The 17,193-nt window shown below is 42.3% G+C and carries 9 protein-coding genes and 1 pseudogene; 3 read left to right on the forward strand and 7 right to left on the reverse strand.

Annotated elements, in window-relative coordinates:
• Nucleotides 1-13 precede the first annotated feature (13 nt).
• Complete coding sequence (pnp, locus tag AB7E53_RS10000) at nucleotides 14-2,212, forward strand: polyribonucleotide nucleotidyltransferase (RefSeq protein ID WP_446775463.1); 2,199 nt, start codon at nucleotides 14-16, stop codon at nucleotides 2,210-2,212.
• Nucleotides 2,213-2,336: 124 nt separating this feature from the next.
• Here the strand turns inward: pnp and AB7E53_RS10005 are convergent, their stop codons facing one another.
• The 3 genes from AB7E53_RS10005 to hflX all read right to left on the reverse strand — a co-directional run bounded on the left by AB7E53_RS10005 (nucleotide 2,337) and on the right by hflX (nucleotide 7,354).
• Nucleotides 2,337-3,977 carry a fumarate hydratase gene (locus AB7E53_RS10005; protein ID WP_079682121.1) on the reverse strand — a complete coding sequence of 547 codons (1,641 nt, stop codon included), beginning with the start codon at nucleotides 3,975-3,977 and terminating at the stop codon, nucleotides 2,337-2,339.
• A gap of 127 nt (nucleotides 3,978-4,104) precedes the next feature.
• A complete protein-coding gene (locus AB7E53_RS10010) occupies nucleotides 4,105-6,093 on the reverse strand; it encodes a DUF4954 family protein (protein WP_446775453.1) in 1,989 nt (662 codons plus the stop codon).
• A gap of 28 nt (nucleotides 6,094-6,121) precedes the next feature.
• On the reverse strand, nucleotides 6,122-7,354 hold the full coding sequence (gene hflX / locus AB7E53_RS10015) for a GTPase HflX (RefSeq protein WP_371689403.1): 1,233 nt from the start codon (nucleotides 7,352-7,354) through the stop codon (nucleotides 6,122-6,124).
• A gap of 73 nt (nucleotides 7,355-7,427) precedes the next feature.
• On the opposite strand from hflX, the gene AB7E53_RS10020 reads away from it, so the two are divergent.
• Nucleotides 7,428-9,563 carry a hypothetical protein gene (locus tag AB7E53_RS10020; protein WP_446775455.1) on the forward strand — a complete coding sequence of 712 codons (2,136 nt, stop codon included), beginning with the start codon at nucleotides 7,428-7,430 and terminating at the stop codon, nucleotides 9,561-9,563.
• 142 nt (nucleotides 9,564-9,705) lie between these two features.
• A complete protein-coding gene (locus tag AB7E53_RS10025) occupies nucleotides 9,706-9,909 on the forward strand; it encodes a hypothetical protein (RefSeq protein ID WP_079682117.1) in 204 nt (67 codons plus the stop codon).
• A gap of 89 nt (nucleotides 9,910-9,998) precedes the next feature.
• Here AB7E53_RS10025 and AB7E53_RS10030 read toward each other — a convergent pair whose 3' ends face one another.
• From AB7E53_RS10030 to AB7E53_RS10045, 4 genes and pseudogenes are all read right to left on the reverse strand, one after another.
• Entirely contained in the window at nucleotides 9,999-12,749 is a 2,751-nt protein-coding gene (locus tag AB7E53_RS10030; protein ID WP_446775457.1) for a M60 family metallopeptidase, read from the reverse strand.
• A gap of 151 nt (nucleotides 12,750-12,900) precedes the next feature.
• Nucleotides 12,901-14,220, reverse strand: a complete 1,320-nt coding sequence (locus tag AB7E53_RS10035; RefSeq protein WP_446775459.1) for a BT_3987 domain-containing protein — start codon at nucleotides 14,218-14,220, stop codon at nucleotides 12,901-12,903.
• Between the two features lie 19 nt (nucleotides 14,221-14,239).
• The gene (locus tag AB7E53_RS10040; protein ID WP_446775461.1) at nucleotides 14,240-16,063 is read right to left on the reverse strand and encodes a RagB/SusD family nutrient uptake outer membrane protein; all 1,824 of its coding nucleotides are present in this window, start codon (nucleotides 16,061-16,063) and stop codon (nucleotides 14,240-14,242) included.
• Nucleotides 16,064-16,081: 18 nt separating this feature from the next.
• Nucleotides 16,082-17,193, reverse strand: a pseudogene (locus AB7E53_RS10045) (SusC/RagA family TonB-linked outer membrane protein); the annotation flags it as partial.

The following is a 17,193-nucleotide window of genomic DNA, read 5'->3' on the forward strand; positions in this document are numbered from 1 at the left end:
AAGAAAGAAGATTATGCTTAATCCAATTAACAAGACGATCGAATTAGGTGATGGAAGAACCATTACCATCGAGACCGGGAAATTGGCAAAACAGGCGGACGGTTCGGTAACTGTCCGTATGGGCAATACCGTATTGCTTGCTACTGTTTGTGCTGCCAAAGACGCAAATCCCGGGGTTGATTTTATGCCTTTGCAGGTTGAATACAAAGAAAAGTTCTCTGCATTGGGAAGATTTCCAGGAGGGTTTACAAAAAGAGAAGGAAGGGCTTCGGATTACGAAATCCTGACCTCGCGTTTGGTTGACCGTGCGCTTCGTCCTCTATTTCCTGAGGATTATCATGCTGAAGTTTATGTAAATATAATATTGTTCTCTGCTGACGGTGAAGATATGCCGGATGCATTGGCCGGTCTGGCTGCTTCTGCTGCGCTTGCTGTTTCTGATATACCTTTCAACGGTCCGATTTCGGAAGTTCGTGTAGCCAGAGTAAACGGTGAATTTATCGTTAATCCTACTTTCGCTCAGCTTGAAAAAGCTGACATCGATATTATGGTGGCTGCCACTATGGATAACATCATGATGGTGGAAGGCGAGATGAAAGAGGTACAGGAGTCGGAAATGCTTGAAGCCATCCGTGTTGCACACGATGCCATCAAGATTCATTGTCAGGCACAGCTCGATCTTTCTGCCGCAGTGGGTAAATTGGAAAAAAGAACTTATTGCCATGAAGTGAACGACGAAGAGCTTCGTAAAGATATTAAGGATAAGTGTTTTGCCAAGGCTTATGCCGTAGCTACATCGGGTACCGACAAGCACCAGCGTGCTGAGGCTTTCGACGCGATCGTTGAAGAATACAAAGCTTCTCTTTCTGAAGAAGATTTAGCTGCTAAGGCAGAAATGATAGGCCGTTATTATCATGATGTTGAAAAAGAGGCTATGCGTCGTGCTATTCTGGACGAAGGCAAGCGTCTTGACGGTCGTAAGACTACCGAAATCCGTCCTATCTGGTCGGAGGTGGATTGTCTTCCGGGTCCTCATGGTTCGGCCATATTCACCCGTGGTGAAACTCAGTCGCTTACAACCGTTACGTTGGGTACAAAATCTGACGAGAAAATGATTGACGACGTGTTGAATCATGGAAAAGAGCGTTTCCTTCTACATTATAACTTCCCTCCGTTCTCTACCGGTGAAGCTAAAGCAAGCCGCGGTGTAGGACGTCGTGAAGTAGGACATGGTAACCTGGCTCACCGTGCCCTGAAGGGTATGCTGCCTGCCGATTATCCTTATGTGGTACGTGTTATTTCCGATATTCTGGAATCTAACGGTTCTTCTTCCATGGCTACTGTTTGTGCAGGTACGCTTGCATTGATGGATGCCGGTGTGAAGATCAAAAAGCCGGTTTCGGGTATCGCTATGGGTCTTATCTCAGAAAATAAAGGTCAGAATTATGCAATTCTTTCTGATATCCTGGGCGACGAAGATCATTTAGGTGATATGGACTTCAAGGTGACTGGTACCCGCGATGGTATTACTGCCACTCAGATGGATATCAAGGTTGACGGACTTTCTTTTGAAATTCTTGAAAATGCATTGGCTCAGGCTAAAGCCGGCCGTCTGCATATTTTAGGTAAGATTGAAGAGACAATGTCTGAACCTCGTGAAGACCTGAAGCCGCATGCTCCTCGTATTGAGACCATGATCATTGCCAAAGAATTTATCGGTGCCGTAATTGGCCCGGGTGGTAAGATTATTCAGGGAATTCAGGAGAAGACCGGTGCTACAATCGCTATCGAAGAGGTTGACGGTGCTGGCCGTATTGAGATTTCAGGAACAAACAAAGCTTGTATTGATGCAGCAATTGCTACCATCAAGGGTATTGTTTCCGTTCCGGAAGTAAACGAAGTTTATCAGGGTAAGATTTCTTCAATCATGCCTTACGGTGCATTCGTTGAATTCCTTCCGGGAAAAGATGGATTGCTTCATATTTCGGAGATCGACTGGAAACGGTTGGAAACTGTAGAAGAAGCTGGTTTGAAAGAGGGTGACACAATTGAAGTGAAGTTGGTAGATATCGATCAGAAAACCGGTAAATTCAAACTTTCACGCAAGGTATTGCTTCCCCGCCCTGAAGGTATGGAAGAGCGTGCTCCCCGTGCAGAACGTGGTCCACGTCCGGAAAGAGGTCCTCGTCCAGAGCGTGGTAACCGTGATTAAGTAATTTATTACATTAATATAATAAGCCCCGACAGTATCTGCTGCCGGGGCTTTTTTGTAAACGATAAAAAAACCGGTACTCCGTTGGATGGAGTACCGGTCTGTATATTTAAATAAGGTATGCTTATTTACTTAGGATGCACATCGGTTTCAGTTGTTTGAAGAAGTCGTTTCCTTTATCATCCACAAGAATGAATGCGGGGAAGTTTTCTACTTCAATTTTCCAGATGGCTTCCATACCCAGTTCCGGATATTCAAGGCATTCAACCTTCTTGATGCTTTCCTGAGCAAGGATAGCTGCCGGTCCGCCGATGCTTCCCAGATAGAATCCTCCGTACTTGTGACAAGCATCGGTTACCTGCTGACTGCGGTTACCTTTGGCGATCATGATCATGCTGCCACCCTGCGACTGGAACAGATCTACATAAGAGTCCATACGGCCGGCAGTTGTGGGGCCGAAGGAGCCAGATGCCATACCGGTAGGTGTTTTAGCCGGACCAGCATAGTAGATGGGGTGATCTTTGATATACTGAGGCAATCCCAGACCGGCATCTATTCTCTCTTTAAGTTTAGCATGTGCGATATCGCGGCCTACTACGATTGTACCGTTCAATGACAAACGGGTCGAAACAGGATATTTGCTAAGTTCTTTCAGAATATCGGCCATCGGTTGATTCAAGTCGATCTGAACGGCTTCTCCTTCGCCGGCACGACGTAATTCTTCCGGAATGAAACGGGCCGGATTTGTTTCCATCTTTTCAATCCAGATACCGTCTTTGTTGATTTTAGCCTTAATGTTACGGTCGGCCGAACAAGAAACTCCCATACCTACCGGACAAGAAGCTCCGTGTCTGGGCAGACGGATGATGCGGACGTCGTGAGCAAAATACTTGCCGCCGAACTGAGCGCCTAGACCCATCTTCTGAGACTCAAGCAAAACCTCTTTTTCAAGTTCGATGTCGCGGAATGCCTGACCACCTTCGTTTCCTGAAGTAGGGAGGTTGTCGTAATATTTAGCAGAAGCCAATTTAACTGTTTTCAGGTTTACCTCTGCCGAAGTACCTCCGATAACAAATGCAATGTGATATGGAGGGCAGGCAGCTGTACCTAATGTCTTCATCTTCTCAACCAGGAATTTAACCAGGGATGTTGGATTCAACAACGCTTTGGTTTCCTGATACAGGTAGGTTTTGTTGGCAGAACCACCACCCTTTGCTATACAAAGGAATTTGTATTCGTTACCCTGTACTGAATAAAGGTCGATCTGAGCAGGAAGGTTACAGCCTGTGTTGATTTCTTTATACATATCCAGCGCTACGTTCTGAGAATAACGAAGATTTTCTTCTGTGTAGGTTTTATATACTCCTAAGGACAGGGCCTCTTCGTCGCAGCCATCGGTCCAGACCTGCTGACCTTTTTTACCCATGATGATAGCTGTACCTGTATCCTGACAGGTAGGAAGCTGACCTTTAGCCGAAACTTCCGAGTTGCGAAGGAAGGTTAGCGCAACAAACTTGTCGTTCTCGCTGGCTTCAGGATCCGATAAAATCTTAGCGACCTGTTCCTGGTGTTCAGTGCGGAGAAGGAAAGATGCATCACGAAAAGCTGCGTTCGCTAATTTGGTAAGTCCTTCGGCTTCTACTTTAAGGATTTCTTTTCCCTCAAATTCACTTACAGAAACATGTTCTTTTGTAAGCAGATAATACTCCGTTTTGTCTTTTCCCATGGGAAAAGGCTCTTGATACTTAAAAGGAGGTGTTGCCATATCTATACTATTTTTAATATAATGATGTTTCGATATTATCCCACAAATGTACAGAATAAATCCATACAGATTACAGCCCTAATCCCTAAAAGAACTTAAGTGACGTATAACCTGCAGATAGTTTATTTTACAATACGACCTTAAGTCTTTCAATCAGTTCGTTTCCGAGGGCCTCTTTTTTTACGATATGATCTTTTACAGCCAATACAAATGGATTGTTCTCGAAGTCGCCCCGTACGCCTTCAAAGTCTTTCATCTTCTCGGTTGCCGATCCGTCTACTCCGAATCCGATCTTGGAAGTAAGTGAAAACTCTTTCTTTGCATCGGCATACAATAGCTCGTCGAGGGATACGACCGACTCTTTCCATATTTCAGTGAGTGCAATCAATTCCTTTGCAGTGATTGTTTGCAGGTTGACTCCGTAAACCGACTCTATCATATCGTACGCCCAGGTCCACTCCATTTCATAATAATGCTTCTGGAGGTCGAGAATAATTGCGGAGATTTCTTCTAACGATGTTATTTCGCCCGCTTCGATGCTGCGCAGCAGATTCTCGATTACTTCCTGAGGGGCAATCATCCCCGACAGATCGATCCATTCTCCCTTTCCCCTGGATTCGGTAGGTTGTAATTGGGCCCAAATTTCCTCTATGCTGGAGAAGGCAGTCCCTTCCAGACGTTTGATAAGCGAGTTTCCCAGAAACTTGTTGATTGCCTTTCCGTATAGTGCGAGTCCGTTTCGTAACGAAGACCCTTTGATACGGGTGTTCTGGTAGTAGTAAATCTCGGAAGTCTCGCCCACAAGGGCCTGGAGGTTTTTGAGCACTTCCACGGCCTTCCGCATTTTACTGATAGTATAGGGACTAAGTAAATTGTAATTGATCGGATCTAACTGCAAACCAGCCTTGCGCTTGTCTCGCTTGGGCCATTTCTGTGCATCGCGGATTGTTCCCACACTACGCAGGTTCACACCCGGAACCAGATAGGTTTCATCGTCTTTCTCAATAAGATAGGAGAAAGGCATATCGGATGTGTCGCAGTGGTGATAATGCCTTCCCATCACCAGAGAGAATGCCCCTACACGGGCCGGCCAAAGTATATAAGAGTCGCTTGTCGTTTTAGAGCCTCTTTCCACAATTCCCTGATGAATTGGTCCCAGTTTATACATATGGTTGCTTTGGTTGGATCCGCTTCCGGCATTGAGAAAAGAATACATTCCTGCGATAAGCAGGCTGCTTTTGTGCATGGAAACGGTAAAAGGACCAGCAAAGATGGCACAGGCTTCTCCGTTTTCGAAGGCACAGTTGCTGAATAACAAGGAGTCGTGAGCCGAGAAATTGTGAGTGATGTGGCAGGCCTGTCCAACAAAACAACGTACAATCTTGGCTGCATCGGATAATATTACACCTGCCGAAAGGATAAAATCCTGAGCAATCACACTGTCGCCTACATACACAGGCTCTTCTTCGCGGCTGTTTACGGATCCATTTTCCAGACGGGTGCAATTCTCGATGGTTGCATAGCTCCCGATGCGTACATTCCGTATGGTTCCGGTGTTTGTAATACGCGAATTGTTGCCGATCGAGCCTCGTGAGCTGGAAATTTCTTTTGAATAGGATTCGATGAGGTTGCTTATCCTGCTGATTAACTGCGGTCGATGACGATACAGGGTAATCACATAGGCAAGAGGTGCCGGCAGCCAGTCGTATATCTGGACTTCACGTCCACCGGTTTCATTCAACACCGACACCAGTGTGCCATTGCCAAAGGAGCTGACTCCATCCACTAAAATTACATTGACATGCTGGATGATACAATTCTCGCCGATATCATAGTTGGCAATGTAATTTTGCACATTTTCAATTAAACAGTTGTCGCCTAATCTGCAATTGTGCAGGGTTACGTGGCGCAGACCGGCATGCTTTTTAAGTCCGCCGGGCAAAATAAATTCTTTGTTGAAAGCCCCCAGGGTTACCTCGCCTGAAAAACGAGTGTGGCTTACATACTTAATGTCAAAGTTCTCGGGCACAAAAACGGAACTCCAGTTGTCCGCCATACATGCATTGGCCTGCAGCATGGCAATTTCTTCCGGCCGCAGGTTACGCTTTTTACTCATACGTTTACAAATTTAGGATAACATGATTTTATTCATCCAGACTTCCATCGTCAACATCATCATATTGTTGATACAGGAAATCATTATACGGGAAACGCGTGGTGTGAATTTCTCTTACGCGCGAATACAATTTTGTTTTTAGTTCATCTACATTGGTTTTGTCTTTGGCCGAAATAAAAATACAATTGTCTTGCAGACGGTTCATCCATGTATTTTTTAATTCGTCCAGACTTACATTCTCGCGGGTACGCGGGGTCAGATCGTCTTCCTCTTTCGGAACAAACGAGAATGCATCTATCTTATTGAATACAATAATCATTGGTTTCTCCTCTTTGTGAATGTCGGCAAGCGTTTTGTTCACGACCTCGATCTGTTCTTCAAACTGAGGGTGTGAAACATCGACTATATGTACCAACAAATCGGCTTCACGCACTTCATCCAGTGTGGATTTGAATGATTCCACCAGCTCTGTAGGAAGTTTACGGATAAACCCAACGGTATCGGACAGAAGAAACGGTAAATTGTCGATTATTACCTTTCTTACAGTAGTGTCCAGGGTTGCAAACAACTTGTTTTCGGCAAATACTTCACTTTTGCTTAACAGGTTCATAAGGGTTGATTTACCCACATTGGTATAACCAACCAAGGCCACACGAACCATCTTTCCACGGTTTTTGCGTTGGATGGATTTGGTCTTGTCTATGTTTACCAGCTCCTTTTTAAGCAATGATATTTTGTCGAGGATGATACGTTTGTCGGTTTCGAGCTGAGTCTCTCCCGGTCCACGCATACCAACCCCCCCACGTTGACGCTCGAGGTGAGTCCACAGACGGGTAAGTCGGGGTAACATATACTTGTACTGAGCCAGCTCCACCTGCGTCTTGGCATGGGCAGTCTGCGCCCGTTTAGCAAATATATCGAGAATAAGGCTTGTGCGATCCAGAATCATCACCTTCAATTCCTTCTCAATATTTCGTAATTGCTTTGGAGATAACTCGTCATCAAATATTACAACCCCTATTTCATTTTCAACCACATATTCTTTGATTTCCTGCAACTTACCTGTCCCCACAAAGGTTACCGGATTGGCATAATCCAGTCGCTGGTAAAACATCTTTACCGGCTCCACCCCCGCAGTATCAGCCAAAAACGCCAGCTCATCCAGGTATTCCTTGATTTTCTGTTCGTTTTGATTTGGAGTAATTAACCCCACCAATACCGCTTTCTCTGTTTGTGCCTCTGATATGATAAATTCTTTCATGCCACAAAGATAGTAAATTCAAAGATTTGTTTATATTTGTAGCTAATTTTGTAACCAGATAATTGCCTTAGCTATGAAAAAGACCGCCGTGTGCTTTATTTTTACCCTGTTTTTTACCTCTTTTGCGTTGACTACCAGTGCTCAAACCGTTCACCCCGATCAATGGAGCAGCTGGATTAACGATACTTCGAAGAATTTAGTTGTAATAGATACTTTCAGGGTTCAGAATTTTGAATCTTCCGCCCTCGATACATGGGAATACACCTTAACAGGGAAAGGAGCCTCATTAGCAAATGCCTCAATTAATGGAATAACCGGTCAGAATGGAAACTATTCCGTTTGGTTGCCTGCGGGAAGTGGTATTGTTTTTGCACCGCTTACTATTTCAGCTTATGAAGCTGTTCAGACCCGGATAAACTATGTTGGCAAAGATCTGGCCGTATCTCAAAAACTTCTGTACTCTTCCATTCAGGATAACATTGCAATTAGTGATCAATTTCAAGATCCTAATACGGATGGTTCTTTCAAATCCCGGACAATGTCTAAAGTGAACTTAATACATATCTATGTTGATGAGGCGACTCCTCCGCAGGGAGGCTTTTATGTAGATAATGTATTCAGTTACGGGAAAATTGCCGGAAACTCACTGTTTACCGGTGCCGGAAACTGGAATGATTCAATCCGGTGGAGCCATCTTCCGCCGGCCCGTCTTAGGAAGGCGCTGGTTGCAGGAAATGTAACGGTGACGAATAATCAGCAGGTAAGCGGCTTGAAAATAGGACAAGGATCTGTCAAAGTGGATGAAGGTGCTCGACTTACAATAGACAGTACGCTTGTCTTGTATCATACAGCACAACACAAATCGGAGTTTATTAATAAGGGAACGTTGGTGGCAAAAGATAAAGTTCAATTGGTAACCTCTTTCCCTCAAAAGGGGGTATGGCGTTTTATTTCATTCCCTTTCGATGTGTATGCAAATGGCATAGACCCCCGGTTTGTTTTGAAAGATGATCAAACGACAACGAACGGAAACTATCTTTATGCACAAATATATGATGCCAGCAAGCGGGCTGAAACAGGTACCGAATCTTCTAACTGGAAACCCGTGCCGGCGTCATTGGGGACTGGAGATCAATTGGTCTTTCAAAAAAATAAAGGCTATCTGATTGCTATCGACGAGGCTTCAACCGATACGTTGCTCACCTTTACCTCCCGGTCCGGGGCTATTCCGTCTGACTTTGGCAAGGAGGTTCAACTATCCGTACCTCATTACAGCTATCAGGAAAATGCAGGCTCTCCGCACAGCGGTTGGTATTTATCCGGAAATCCGTTCCCATCACCTATGTCAGTCAGCCAACTGCCGGCGGGGACTTCCCTGGGGAATTTTATATATTGGTATAATGGCTCAACCTATGAGGTCTTTGATGCAGGTGGTAGTGGAGTGATTCCTGCCTATGGTGCGTTCTTCTTTAAAACTACGGCACAAACCGATGTCAGCCTAAAAACCAGGGATCTTCCGGTGGTGAAAGGAGAGGCGTTTTCTTCTTCCAATTCATTCATTGGAATTACGTTGCAGGGGGCAAAATATAACGACCGTACAGAAGTCCGCTTTATCCCCGAAGCAACCACCCATATTGATCAGGCGTATGATGCATATAAGCTCACAAGTTTGTTAAATGAATCTCCACAAATAGCAACTGAGTGCAGATCCAATCTTCTGGCAGTGAATGCACAACCATTGGAAGGAGATAAAATTGTGATACCTATCCATTTGCGAATTCCTTCTTTAGACAGTTATACGCTTAACTTCAATGCCGATTCTTTTGATTCCGACCAGTATACTGTTCAGTTGGCCGACAAGCAGACCGGAAAGGTTACGGACGTAGCAGGAAATAAGAGCTACTCATTTGTTTCAGGAACAGCAGATGACTCCGATCGTTTTGAACTTATTCTGCAAAAAACGTTGTTGACTGAAATAGAAGACGTTACTCCAGCAAAATTTGGTATAGAAGGAAAAACGCTTGTTGCAACAAATGTGCCAGTGAAAGGAACAGCCCGGGTAATGCTTTTAACGGGACAAACAATCTGGAATCAAGTCCTTCCTGCAGGAAGCAGTAGGACTGATTTAACATTAAATAAGGGTACATATATACTTCAGGTAGGTTTTGGTCGGATTTTGGAACAACAGTTGTTTATTATAGCCCAATAGGATTTGTAAAACTTATTGTATATTTGCTTGTGAAAAACGAGTGTAATAAAACAATCAATCGTGTAACTTAGTATATTAGTTTTTAAAGGTAATTAATGTGTAAGAAGCGTGTTCCAAGTATCCCTTTTAAAATTTTATTCAAATGAAAAAGATAAACATTACCTCTCTGCTTCTTCTGGTCTATCTGGCCGTGATGAGTGTTATGGGATGGCCCGGAAACAAGCCGAACCCGGATTACAAGTCCTATTTTCTGATTATGGGCATTTCTGTGGCTGCTATTCTGCTACTCCGCTATGTACAAATCAGAAGAATGAAATTCCGCAACAAGCAAAAAGATAATGAATAAAAAAGAAAACCGGGACATTACGTCCCGGCCTCATTCACTATTAATTAAAATCAAAAAACAATCTATTACCTCATGTTACTCTATGAAAATTATAAATCTACTTTTACCTTAGTTCCATTGGCCGCTACGGCATATACCTGATTGAACGAGCTTTTGCTTGTAAATGAGGTAGAAGGAGATATAAACACCAATTCCGTATCGTTATATACCTCGAAAGCCACCACATTTTTCCAATTTGTAAAGCTGAGCTGCTGACCACTTCTGGCAACGTTGCCTTTTTGGATGGAAGCGTTCATCTTGTAAACGGGAACCGAAAGGTCTGTTATATATTCAACAGCATGAGCAGGCTTTGGGTAATTCTTTGCCTTGATAGCATCAATGGTCTGCTGAGCATGGGTTTCGGTAATTAGGAAACGTTTTTCACCATAATCATCGAATGTATAGTCGACAGCCGAAAGCAATCCCCATTTCATAAAGAAATCTGTTAGATCCAGCTTTGCTACATCGCAACAAATCTTTGTGAATTCAAGCTGACTTAAACCATCGGTAGACTGATTTGGTGAAGTGCGGATCGCTTCGTGTACATCCTTATAAAAGTCGGTTTTACCAAGTACATTACTCAAATAAAGTTGTAATTGCCAGAAGGGAACCAGCTTGCAGAATACATCCGATTCTCGTGCATGTGCAATCTTCTTTACAATCAGATTACTCATTGCTTTCTCGTAACGGTTGGTATACCCATCTCCACTTAGATTTTCACCCTGAAGGCGAGACGTGTTTCCAAAGCTGGTTTGAATATACAGCGAATAAATATTATTACTCACTTCAGTCATGCCATGCCATTTAAGACCTGGCCTGGTTTGGTTTACATGACCAATCTCGTGTGCCGGTCCCCATACGGAAGAACTTCTCACTTTAGCTGCATTTGTAAGTTCACCCAGTGTGGTATTGTTATAGGCCGTCCGGTTGTTTGTGGCATACATATACGATGTGTATATAACATGCAGATACATCCGGTTCGGATTCATCCGGTCGTATTTATCCAAACCCATAAATTCCTGTTCCAGACGTGTAATCTCATCATACACATCAATGAGGGCTTTACCATCGGGTGTGTTGTTCTTGAACTGATAGACCGGAAACGTAAGATGGGCGTATTCACCCAGTACATCAAAGTAATCGTCCACAGCATTGTTTAACAACGTGTTCCATTGAGTGGCCGTATGTTTCTTCACATCGAAATATCCGTTTACTTTTCCCGAAGCGAAATGAATGGTAATGGGTGATGCCGTTTTATATTCATTTGTATGATACATTACGTAAATAAGTCCTCTGTTGGTCGGAACAATTTTGTTAATACCCTTTACCAGCGGATAAGAAGATGAACCATCATTGTATCCGTCGCCGCCCGGTTTATTTAAATTCTGAACCTTCAGACTAAGGGACTGATTGTTGGTTTCGCCAACACACACAATCAATGTGTCGTAAGCTGCCACACTTATTCCGGTAGGATTATCGAGTAAATTGTATGGATTTGTCTTGTTAGACGCAGCCAGCGTATTAGGATGCGGATAGGCCTTGTATTGTTGAATTCTAAATTCACGAGGATAGGATCCTTTCAACATATAATAAGCCATGTTTTTGAAAAATGGATTAGAAACAGCTTCTATATCACTTTCTGTAATTCCGGCTCTTAATTCGGAACAGCTTGCATCTGTAAAAAGGACAGACGGATCGAAGTTGTCCGGATTTTTTCTGTAGAACTCCATCTCGGCACAAGCCGCAAATCCCTGTCCGTCGCCTGCACCCGATTTTACAATAAAGCGAATGGAAGCAATCCCTTTTACAGGCTGATCAAAACCAATCCGGGTGGCTGAACCACTTCCTTTAAAGTCGTAATCCAGCAATTTCTCGAATGTATTTTGTCCGTTCTTTCTAACTTGAATTTCTACCTCCTTAAAGTGACCGTTGGAGCCAGTGGTACGAGGGTAGTAGATAAGGTAATCTAAATCGGAAACCTCCCTCAGATTATAGGTTAGCGTAATAGGAAAGTAATTACTGGCCGTGTTGGTCCAATTTGAGTGATAGATTGTAGATTTGTCGTTATCAATGGATTTATCCAACCCGGAACCACTCTGAAAAGATGAAGCCTCAGCCGAAGCTACGACTAATTTTATATCATCTTTAATACCACTTTCCACTGAAGGTTGATAATCCCCCTCACCGGCCTGGGTGATGCTTACCTGTGCACTGGCCTTATTTTCTTTATTCCGGATGTAAATAATCCCGGTACGAGATTCCTTGCTGGCATTTCGTGAAACCACATACTTTGCGGTGGTTGTACTCATTTCGACAGATCGTAGCATAGGAGCCGGATTTACCCAATCAAGAGAATCTATCAGATCGAAAGATACGTTTGCTGTAATTTTCAGCTCGATTTCTTGTCCGATAAAACCTGGTGTAAATTTATCAGGCGACACCAATATCGTTGGCTTTACTCCTAATTGACTTATTTTAATGGAGTGGGTAATACCCGCACCCTTTACTTGAATGGTGGTGGATCGTACATCCCATTCCTTGTTTTCTTCTACCTGAACAATCAGAGCCCTTTTCGTGCCATTTACCACAGGGCTGACTGAACACCAGGCTTCGCCGGCACCGTCAATGTAAGTTTCCCATTCCGATAGGTTAGTTGTAATCTGAATTTCCTTTCCCTGGGCTTCGGCAGAGAAGTCGACCGACTTATCAGTAATTTCAAAAGATTGGATGCCCTCGGGAGAATCATCGCTGCATCCTATTAAAATGAGCAGAAAGGCGATAAATGGTAAGAACTTTTTCATACAATGTGTTTACGTAATTAGATTTAGCTTTTAAGTATCATCGAGGAAGATTCCCAATTATGGGAAGATTCCTCGATGAAAGTTTAAATGGACCACTGGTCCGTTTGCAAAAGTAATACTCCTTTCGGGTATTTATTTAATAGTAGGTATGTTATTCGATACCCCGAACATCAACTTCAGCCATATTTGCAAATGGAGCCCGGTTGCTTTCGGTAATTTCAATTTTGAGGTAGCGACCTTTTGACTTTGTTACAGCAAATGGTTGTGCATCGTTTGTTTTCGCCATAAGGAAAGATCCAACTTTTGTCCAGTTCGATTTATCTGAGCTTATGTAAAAATTACCCGCTTTTGTGTCTGTGTTATTGGTTCGTCTTGTAAGATCTACCTGCACAACAGTTACCTCTTTTTGCATATCTATCGTTAGATGATGAGGTAATTGACCAGTTCCATTGGCCCATTGGCTATGCCAGAATGTACTGGTATTACCATCAAGTATTAGGCTCGCAAACCCATTAGCTCCTTCTCCGGAAGCTTCTTCACTTGAAAAATCAACTACTTTCCATGTTAATTTAGATAACTTTTTTGCTTGATATGATACACCAAACAGACAGTTATCACTATCTGAAGCAATGTTAAATTTTGAAACAGATGCCAATTGAACAGGCAGAATATAATCGCCATAATCAAGCTTGTCTCTATTAATTTGGATTTTAACAGTTGCCCCCTTTTTACCGGATGCAATGGTTACAGGATTTGGATCTATTGTATAAGCCTGTATAGGCAATAACTTATATGAAGTTCCCTGTGCAGTGTTATAACTGTCTAATAGATCTTGATTGGCTTGAAGAGAACAGTTGATATCCCATTTATTTTCAAAATCAAGAGCTAAAGGAAGATCAAGTTCAATTGTAGCTTCACCACCATCGTCAATCACTATGTTGGAAAATCCGGTTTTAGCCAAATATATGGTTGGTTCTAATACATTAGGCTTTATAAAGCTATATTTTTTATCTTCATTAATAGTTACCGAAGCATCGCTTAATTGAATAGGCAGTACATAATTAGACGTTTTGTAATCCGGGATTGAAAGGATCGATTCCGGTTTGAAATTAATAGTAATGTATGCATTCTTTTCTTCTTTGCTAAATGCTAATTTAGAACCATCAATGGTATAACAAGTGGCTGGAATAGCTTTATAGTCGGTACTGTTTGTCTGATTGTACAATGCGAGTTCAGCATCAGATAAAACGGTTAACTCTGCTGTTGCCGAATTATTGAAAGCTCCACTTTTATAAGCACCTATCTTATAAGTTACATCTTCTCCAACGTTGTAAACATTGACAGAAATATCACCACTTTTTGATATATATACTTTTGTTTCTGTTAGATTGTCATCGCTTTTATCTTCACAGGAACTAGCGCCAAATCCTAAAACGAAAAGTAATCCAAATAATATGTTTTTAGTTTTCATTTGTTCTAACTTTATTAAATTACCAACCAAAATTCTGGGTTAATTGCTTATTTCTGTCTAGTTCACGTTGACTAAATGGATATAAGTAATGCTTAGGTTCAAATACCCTGACTTCAAATTCAGTTCTTTGCCAGAAAGCAGCAGGGGTTGTGTTGGCATTTGCAACCGGTGCCATCGTATTCATCCCGAACATTGGGCCATTATCCGTCTGCTCTGCAATCATCCAGGTTCTTGTATCGAAATAACGATGTGTTTCAAATGCTAATTCGATTCTACGTTCTTTTCGTATCAGCTCTCTCATTAGTGATTGATTGTTAACGGCTTCAGGGTAAACCTCTTCAATGTTTGGAACACCGGCACGAGATCTTATCTTGTTTAAATATAATAAGATATCCGTATTAGTTGGGTCGAATTCATTGAGCGCCTCAACATAATTGAGGTATATTTCTGCCAATCTGAAAATTGGGAATGTTAAATTACCCCATTGTCCACCATTACTATTCAACGATCCATCAATAAACCTGCGACAGATGTAACCCGATTTAGGATAATCATGGCTAACGCCAGGACCGCTATTGCCGTTAAATGCAAATACGGGCACTTTTGCTCCAGCCATATAAGGCCAATCCGCTCCGCTCCATAGTACTGTCGCATAAAATCTTGGCTCTCTACCCACATACATGTTAAATGTACTTTTTTGCTTATGTCCGTCTTTTAGCTGATCATAGGGATGTTCAAAGTTTGAGAAACCATCTTCTTTGTATCCGGATGTTTCATCTATTATTGGAGTTCCGTCATTTCTATAGCCTTTAATCGGATAGCGTCCATTAGCCATTGCATAGGCATCTACCTGTTGTTGAGTCGGGCCTATACCTCCATAAGCAGTACCACCTACAACACGGGGAGTACAGTGTACACGATTGTAATATCCTCCAGTCCAGCGAGCCATGATAAGCTCTTTATTCCATGTTTTCAAACCTACACCAAGGTAAGATTTGATAGGATCCCCTGATTCATCTTCATACAGTTCATAAATTCCAAGATCGATTACCTTTTTATTAGCCTCAGCAGCTTCCTTCCATCTGTTTTTGTCGTATGTAGGGAAAAGTTTGGTTCCGTCGGGATTGGCTATTCCAGCATATAGTTCACAGCCATTGAATAAAGGACGGGCACTGTATAATTTTAATCGGGCAATCACCGATAATGCTGCCCCTTTAGTTGGTTTACCCCAATATATAGCATCTTGTTCCAAGGGGAGTACCGCTGCACACTCGGTCATTTCCTTTGTGATGTAATCTGCGCATTCCTGATATGTGTTTCGCATAAATGAAAGAGAGGCAACGTTTTGATTAAAATCTATCGGCTCGTCACCAACCAACATGATTGGTCCGTAAGAACGCAATAGAAGAAAATAGTAATAGGCTCTTGCATAGCGCGCTTCTGCCTTCCATTGTATTCTCTCTTGTTCACTTATATCTTCAGCTGTTGTAGCATCAATATTCTGCATAAATACATTTGCTTCACGTATACCGCTATAGAATTTACTCCATCTGTCATAGGGTACGTTGGATGGACTCCATGTCCCAAAATTCATATAACGATAACCCCTGTTATAGGTAACACTTGCTTCATCAGAAGCCCCAATCCAGGGATTCTCGTCTACCCAATTCGATTCGTCAGGCATGAATCCCCATACATTATTCAGGTACTTTTCCACAGTCGATCGTTTCGACCATATTTTCTCAAAAGTAAGCGCTTCATCCTCCTGCTTGTCTAAGAATGAGTCGCATGAACTTATCATGAATACACTACATATAAGTGCTATATAATTAATAAACTTCATAAGTTTGTTTTTTAATAATTAGAAATTAACATTTAAACCTACATTAAATATTCTTGAAGGTGGGTAGCCTGCACCTTCTCCTCCTCCTTGTTCAGGATCCCAAAGTTTAAAATTGCTGAATGTTAACAGGTTAACTCCGGATGCGTAAACACGTACAGTTTTTAGGAAAGTTCCGTTAAGCATTTTCTTAGGGAAGGTGTAACCGATCTCAGCATTCTTAAACCGTAAGAAGCTACCATCTATCATTCTGAAAGTTGAATTTCGGTTGTTGTTTGTATTTGCATTAGAATCCAGACGTGGATATTTAGCATTTGGATTATTTTCTGTCCAACGATTCAAATACACATCTTCATTGATAGCAGCTCTTGTTAAAGACCCTGAGTTAAATCCATAAATTGAATTCCCGCTCAAGAAATAAGAAACCTTGCTAATGCCTTGAAAGAATACTGATACATCGATTCCTTTCCATTGCAAAGTTCCGCCAAAACCGTAATTGATTTTAGGAATGTTTGAGTGTCCTATAGCTACAACATCTTCTTCGTTTATTAGTCCGTCGCCATTTATATCATTGTACTTAATATCTCCAACACGAACAGCACCGAAGCTTTGTGTGGGACTATTGTCTATTTCTTCCTGACTTTGGAATAATCCTAAGGCTTCAAGTCCGAAAAGCTGACCGTATGGTTTGCCAATTCGGTTTTGATACAGGTTTTTCCAATCTGGTTCATCGTTGTCAAGAATTTCACTTTGTGAATAGGTGAAGTTTCCTCTGCCGGTTAACACGAAATCTCCGATAGTTTGTTCATATTCGACCGTTCCGTCAAATCCTTGATTTTTCATCTTACCCACATTTACCCATGGGGTTGTTGATAATCCAACTAATCCTGGAAGAGCTGCTCGCTGCATAAAGATGCCTTCTCTTTTTTCATGGAAAACATCACCTTGTAATTTTAGTTTTCTGAACAATGAGAGTTCAAGACCTATATTTGTCTTGTATGCTTGTTCCCATCCAACGTTTGCATTAGCCCATTCACCAATGCGGATAGCTCCCGGGTTATAGTTTCCTGTTTCTCCGAATTGATAGCCGGGTACATCAGATTGTTTGATTGTTGCTTCGTAAATAAAACGTC

Source organism: Macellibacteroides sp., from assembly GCF_050251695.1.
GTDB lineage: Bacteria > Bacteroidota > Bacteroidia > Bacteroidales > Tannerellaceae > Macellibacteroides > Macellibacteroides fermentans.

Coding starts and splice junctions, on each gene's coding strand:
- AB7E53_RS10030 (WP_446775457.1), bottom strand. CDS start 12,749: ATGAAAAAGTTCTTACCATTTATCGCCTTTCTGCTCATTTTAATAGGA.
- AB7E53_RS10025 (WP_079682117.1), top strand. CDS start 9,706: ATGAAAAAGATAAACATTACCTCTCTGCTTCTTCTGGTCTATCTGGCC.
- pnp (WP_446775463.1), top strand. CDS start 14: ATGCTTAATCCAATTAACAAGACGATCGAATTAGGTGATGGAAGAACC.
- AB7E53_RS10005 (WP_079682121.1), bottom strand. CDS start 3,977: ATGGCAACACCTCCTTTTAAGTATCAAGAGCCTTTTCCCATGGGAAAA.
- AB7E53_RS10020 (WP_446775455.1), top strand. CDS start 7,428: ATGAAAAAGACCGCCGTGTGCTTTATTTTTACCCTGTTTTTTACCTCT.
- AB7E53_RS10040 (WP_446775461.1), bottom strand. CDS start 16,063: ATGAAGTTTATTAATTATATAGCACTTATATGTAGTGTATTCATGATA.
- hflX (WP_371689403.1), bottom strand. CDS start 7,354: ATGAAAGAATTTATCATATCAGAGGCACAAACAGAGAAAGCGGTATTG.
- AB7E53_RS10010 (WP_446775453.1), bottom strand. CDS start 6,093: ATGAGTAAAAAGCGTAACCTGCGGCCGGAAGAAATTGCCATGCTGCAG.
- AB7E53_RS10035 (WP_446775459.1), bottom strand. CDS start 14,220: ATGAAAACTAAAAACATATTATTTGGATTACTTTTCGTTTTAGGATTT.